Source organism: Streptomyces sp. NPDC001880, from assembly GCF_053594575.1.
This window is the reverse complement of the sequence record NZ_JBSFET010000189.1, coordinates 1-5,200: the sequence shown is the minus strand read 5'-3', so window position 1 is coordinate 5,200 and position 5,200 is coordinate 1. Positions and strand designations below refer to the sequence as shown.

The 5,200-nt window shown below is 66.5% G+C and carries 6 protein-coding genes and 3 pseudogenes; 3 read left to right on the top strand and 6 right to left on the bottom strand.

Annotated elements, in window-relative coordinates:
* Positions 1–421 (top strand): annotated as a pseudogene (locus ACWCQ6_RS35725) (IS6 family transposase); the annotation flags it as partial.
* Between the two features lie 93 nt (positions 422–514).
* Here the strand turns inward: ACWCQ6_RS35725 and ACWCQ6_RS35720 are convergent.
* A pseudogene (locus ACWCQ6_RS35720) lies at positions 515–631 on the bottom strand (helicase associated domain-containing protein); the annotation flags it as partial.
* A gap of 162 nt (positions 632–793) precedes the next feature.
* Positions 794–1,804, bottom strand: coding sequence for an ArsR/SmtB family transcription factor (locus tag ACWCQ6_RS35715; protein WP_451096460.1), 1,011 nt, complete (start codon positions 1,802–1,804; stop codon positions 794–796).
* A 403-nt stretch (positions 1,805–2,207) separates the two neighbouring features.
* On the opposite strand from ACWCQ6_RS35715, the gene ACWCQ6_RS35710 reads away from it, so the two are divergent.
* Positions 2,208–2,570 carry a hypothetical protein gene (locus ACWCQ6_RS35710; RefSeq protein WP_451096458.1) on the top strand — a complete coding sequence of 121 codons (363 nt, stop codon included), beginning with the start codon at positions 2,208–2,210 and terminating at the stop codon, positions 2,568–2,570.
* A gap of 136 nt (positions 2,571–2,706) precedes the next feature.
* Positions 2,707–2,973: a hypothetical protein gene (locus ACWCQ6_RS35705; protein ID WP_451096456.1), complete on the top strand. Its 267-nt coding sequence runs from the start codon at positions 2,707–2,709 to the stop codon at positions 2,971–2,973.
* Positions 2,974–3,233: 260 nt separating this feature from the next.
* On the opposite strand, the gene ACWCQ6_RS35700 is transcribed toward ACWCQ6_RS35705, so the two are convergent.
* From ACWCQ6_RS35700 to ACWCQ6_RS35685, 4 genes and pseudogenes are all read right to left on the bottom strand, one after another.
* Positions 3,234–3,446, bottom strand: a complete 213-nt coding sequence (locus tag ACWCQ6_RS35700) for an IS3 family transposase (protein WP_451096462.1) — start codon at positions 3,444–3,446, stop codon at positions 3,234–3,236.
* Positions 3,447–4,287 (bottom strand): annotated as a pseudogene (locus ACWCQ6_RS35695) (IS30 family transposase); the annotation flags it as partial.
* A 28-nt stretch (positions 4,288–4,315) separates the two neighbouring features.
* Positions 4,316–4,699, bottom strand: a complete 384-nt coding sequence (locus tag ACWCQ6_RS35690; protein WP_451096454.1) for a hypothetical protein — start codon at positions 4,697–4,699, stop codon at positions 4,316–4,318.
* Positions 4,699–5,091: a hypothetical protein gene (locus tag ACWCQ6_RS35685; protein ID WP_451096452.1), complete on the bottom strand. Its 393-nt coding sequence runs from the start codon at positions 5,089–5,091 to the stop codon at positions 4,699–4,701. Before ACWCQ6_RS35685 ends, ACWCQ6_RS35690 begins: the two co-directional genes overlap by 1 nt.
* Positions 5,092–5,200 lie beyond the last annotated feature (109 nt).

Below are 5,200 nucleotides of genomic sequence, written 5' to 3'. Positions count from 1 at the left end.
GCACCTGGACGAGGTCTTCGTGAAGATCAACGGTGAGCTGAAGTACTTGTGGCGGGCCGTCGACGCCGACGGCAACGTGCTCGACATCCTGGTCCGGGGCCGAAGGGACAAGGCCTCAGCCCGGCGCTTCTTCCGCAAACTGCTCAGGAATACCTGCTCGGTGCCGCGGGTGATCGTCACCGACAAGCTCCGCTCCTACGGCGCGGCCCACCGCGAGGTCATGCCCTCCGTCGAGCACCGTTCCCACAAGGGCCTGAACAATCGGGCCGAGAACAGTCATCAGCCCACCCGGCAGCGCGAACGCGCCATGAAAGGCTTCCGTAGCGTCGGCGGAGCCCAGCAGTTCCTGGTCGCGTTCAGCGGTATCTCACCCCACTTCAGGCCCCGCCGCCCACTACCGCACCGAGATGACCACCCGCTTCGCTATCTGGGATCAGATCACCGGCGTCGCCGGCCTGCCTGCCGCGGCCTGAGCACCGAGCCGGAACCCGGCCCCACCACACCCGACACACCGTCAGGCACGCACACACTCAACAATGTGACAGCGCCGCTGCTCCAGCTCGGCGACCTGCCCGGCCTCCAGCGTCCCGGCCGCGTAGGCGCGGCGCTGCTCGGCGATCCACTGTCCGAGCGGATACCCGCCGACCGCGCCTCAGTCCTTGGGCGTGACGGCCGTGTACGGCACCCGCAGCACGGTGTTCCCGGTCTCGCGCAGCCACCGCCAGCGTTACCAGAAGAGCACCGGGAATCTGCCCGAGAGGTGGCGACGCGTGTGGAATGGCAGGGGGCGCTCTCAGGCTGCGGTATTGAGGAGGTTGGTGCCTGCGAGGGTGGCGGAATGGAGGGCGGTGTTGTGGTGCCGGGTGGTGTGGGTGAGGCCGGCGGTGCGGAGAACGGTCGCGTGCTGGCTGGCGCTGGCTGGGGAGATGCCGGCGTGGCGGGCGAGTTCGGTGGTGGTGCAGCCGGAGTGGTGGGCGATGGTCCACAGCACCACGGCGCGGGTGTGGCCGAGGAGCGTGGTCAGGGAGTTGGGGATGGTGCTGAGGGCTCGAGCGGTGTCTGTGGACGGCAGGAAGGGGTCAGTGTCGCGAAGGCCGATGGGATAGGTCAGCCACGGTTGGGGTTCAGCTGTGTCGTCCAGCGCTGGGTAATTCGCCCCGAAGACTGAGGGGATCAGGAGCAGGCCGCGGCCTGCGAGATGGATGTCGCCTGCGTTGCCGGAGGCCATGGTGAGTTCCAGTACGGGTTCATTCCACCGGATGTAGCGGGGGTTGAGTCCGGACAGCAATGTGTGGAGTCCCCCGTGGGTGGCCTGGCGGGTGCGCAGTGCCTGATCCGCGCGACTGAGTGCATCGATGTGCTGCTGGTACGGGGCAATGACGTGCTGATGAGCGTGGGCGGCGGTGTCGGCGAGTTCCGTGAGCAGTTGCTTGTTGCTACCGAGTGACTGTGTCCAGGTCGGTGCGGCACGCTGATGGCCGCGTCCGGACCAGGTCTCCATGTCCTTGCGGACACGGGCGGCGGGCGTGGCCCGCACCTGGTCCAGTGCCTCTTCAAGACTGCTGGCAGTCGCGTGATCGAGGAAGTCCACTGTCCAGCCCGTCGGCGGGATCAAATCGAATAGTCGCCTTACCCTGGGCGACAGACGGCGCAGCGATTCCCTGCGCCAGGCCCCGAACCGAGTCGGATGGCTGCCTTCTTGCAGCAGTCGCAGCGCGATGTCCAGCTCCAGCATCGGACGAGGTCCATCAGCCAGCCGGGTGCGGGCCAGATCTGCGGCCGTGAAGTGAATACGTAAAGGCATGTGCAGAGCCTGACCAAGATGTCGTTATTCGGGCTAGGCCAAATCACGTCGCCCCTCGATCACCTGCTCAGCCAACCTTGTACGCGAGCGAGCACGAACACAGTCCACTACGGGCAATCTGGACACACTCCACGCGCGGCGCTCGAGTCTCGGAACACGGGAGCGATGGCGGCGGGGTGTTCGACAACAGATGACACCAAATGTGGGCACCGAAGCGAATCCACCAATTAGTTGCTCTCACCGCACGGTCGAGAACGCGGCGAGGCTAACGATGACGCGCAGCAACGCCGCACAGTCCTGTCGCCCGCGTGGCGACGAGCTCATGAACGAGACAGGGAGAACTGTGAAAATCCGAGGCATACTCACAGGCACTGCCGCGATCGCCGTATTGGCGGTGCAGCCCATGGCCGCGCACGCCGCCCCCGCCGCATCGGCGGACGCATCCGCGAGCGTGGCGAACGAAGCACCGAACTGGACACCGTCGAACGTCGACACCTCCTGCGACTGGGAACCTGACTCGAACGGTGCCGGGGGCACCAGCGTGAAGAACAAGATCTGGCTCAGGAGCGGGCCCGGCGCGGGCTGTGGCAACGCCAGCGGCTACACGCTCCAGGTGGGCACGCGACTCGGCGGCTGGTGCTACGCGTACAACGAGTCCGGGAACAAGTGGTACTACGTCAGCGTCGGCGGCGCGGCTCCGTACGGCTGGATCTACTCGGGGAACGTCACGTCAGACGCGAGCTCGATCACCAAGCCCTGCTCCTGACGTGAGCCGAGCAGTTCCGTGAGTTGACCCCGATTCGCCGGGAGTTTGCCCGGCTTGACTGGGAAAAAGCTCGACCAAACAAGAACTGGTGCTTCAAAAAAAGGGCACTCAGCAGATCCTAGAAGAGGGAGAAACCATGCGCATCACAGCGAGGCGGGCCTTCACCACACTCGCGACTAGCGCGGCCGTCGTCATGATGGCCACGGCGGGAGCCTCAGCCGCCCCGGCTCCGGGCACGGGCGGTGTCACGCCCGCCACCCTGGCACCCGCCGGGGCCGAGGGCTGGGAATACATCGGCGAGTTCTCCCGGGCGAACTGCATAGACCTGCGAGACTCCTATGCAGGGTCGGCCAAGTGCGTTCGGAACGCTGGCGGCCTGTACGACCTCTACGTCTGGGTGTGATCCGCTGCTCTCCTGGACCAGTGCGCGAGAAAGCTGCCCGAGGGCGAACACGCGGCGGCCACAGGTCCGTGAGAGCGATCCGCTGGCCCTATGAACCGGGCCCTGCCCCCGCGATCCCGTCGCGAGGGCAGGGCTCCCGCCGTTTCCGATCCGCCCGCGACGGTGCCTCCTTTCCGAACGGCACTGTCACGTTGGCTGACCGGGTGGGATGATCTTGTGGTTGATCGGCATTGTGAATCGCCCCGGGTTCGGTAGAGATCTCAGATTGTGGTTGTGACCTGGGGTTTCGTGGATTTCGTGTAGTGGTTGGTCTCGTATTCGACGGGCGGGACGTGGCCTATCTCACCGTGGAGTCGGCGGTGGCAGTACCAGTCGACCCATTCGGCGGTGGCGAGCTCGATCTGGGAGAGCGTCTTCCAGGGCCGGCCGGGTTTGATCAGCTCGGTTTTGAACAGGCCGATCGTCGATTCCATCAGGGCGTTGTCGTAGGCGTCGCCGACCGAGCCGATCGATGCTGCGACGGGCAGGTGCACCAGCATCGTGTAACGAGTCGTGCGCTCGACGAGCGTGCCGATCGCGGAGCGGTGGCCGACGCCAACGATGCAGTCGTCTTCCCAGTGGCCGGGAACGGCACGGTCGGTGGCTTCGGCGGGCCGGTCGCTGATCACCACCATGGGGGCGGTGAACCGGTGCTGCGCTTATGTGCTTGGCGATGGGGGCGTCGGCGGGCTCGTCCGGTCCGCAATGCCGTGGTCAGCTCCCGGCGGAGTTCACCGCGGCCTTCGACGTAGAGGGCCTGGTAGATCGTCTCGTAGGCCACGTGCATCTCCGACCGGTCGGGGAAGCGCGCCCGCAGAACCTGGCTGATCTGCTCCGGGCTCCACCGCTGTTCGAGATGGCGCTGGATGAAGTCTCGCAGCTCGGGATTCTGCCCTGTCTTCCCGGCCTTCGGGCGAGGCCGCCGGGCCTCTGCGCGGCTCTGAGCTGCGTGAGGGCGGTAGACCCACTTGGACGCGTCTCCCCATAGCGGCATGCCATTGCGGCGTATCTCCCGGCTGATCGTGGAGGGACTACGGCCGAGCTCGGTGGCGATCTGCCGGATGGATGCCTTCTCTATCAGCCGGTCGGCGATGTGAAGGCGGTCGGCCTCACGCAATTACCGCGACGGACCGTCCGACGAGATCGGCCTCCGTACGCTGGCCTGGCCTTCTCCCTGGTGGTCGCCGCACGTCCGTTCCGCCACCGCCTGCCGGTCCGCAGGTTGATGCCAACCCTGCGGCACGCTTCCCGACTGCTCAGCCCCTGGTCCATGAGCCGGGGGCCTTCCTCATACCGCGAAAAGCTAGGCGAAGACCTTCTTCCAGGCCATCCCGCCGAAGCCGAACACGAAGAACACGTAGCCGGTGTACAGGGCCCAGATCCATAGCATCCCGCCCCACGTCGCGGCTACGACCATCACGGTGAACAGCGCCAGCAGAGCAAACGTCAGCCCGGCTCCCGGCCAGAAGTCGGAGCGCAGACCGTCATAGCGCCGGAAAGCCGCCACCACGCCGACGACCTCACCGACCAGCAGCAGCGGCACCAGAACCATCCGGGTGCCGAACGTGAAGAACAACCCGTCTGGCTCCTCCGAGAACCCCCACAGCATGGTCGTCACCGTAGCCAGCAGCCACGGCACCACGGCCACCCAGATGACCAGTGGAAGTACCACACGCCTGATCGGCATCACAGCAGACATCCCCAAGCAGCGTTGCTCACCAAACTCACGCTACTCTGCCCCGCCCCGCCACAGTGCAGGGGGCTGTCCGGACGGTCACGGCGAGCGGCAATGGCCTTCCCGGTGGCTGGCTGGAAGTGGCGGGAGAGTTCGGTCATCGCCGCCGAGGCCGCTTGGATTATGGGCTGGATCGCCTCCGCCATTTTCTTCATCAGCGCCATGACGGGCGCCGCCGCTTCTGCGACGACCGCGTTCGCCTCGGCGATGACGGGGGCCGCGCGGCCCGGCCCGCCGTGCTCCAGACCGCACTGCTCAAGGCGTCGTCGGAGAAGGGCTTCCGGCGCACGCTCGCGCCGGTAGGGGGCCGGGGCGAGGGCGGGTGCGTGGCGGGCGGGGAGCATCGGGTCGACGAGGAGTGGAGGAGTGCTTCCAGACCGCCAAGGGCGAGTGCGGCCTGGACCACTACCAAGTCCGGCACTACCGGGCCTGGTACCGGCACATCACACTCTC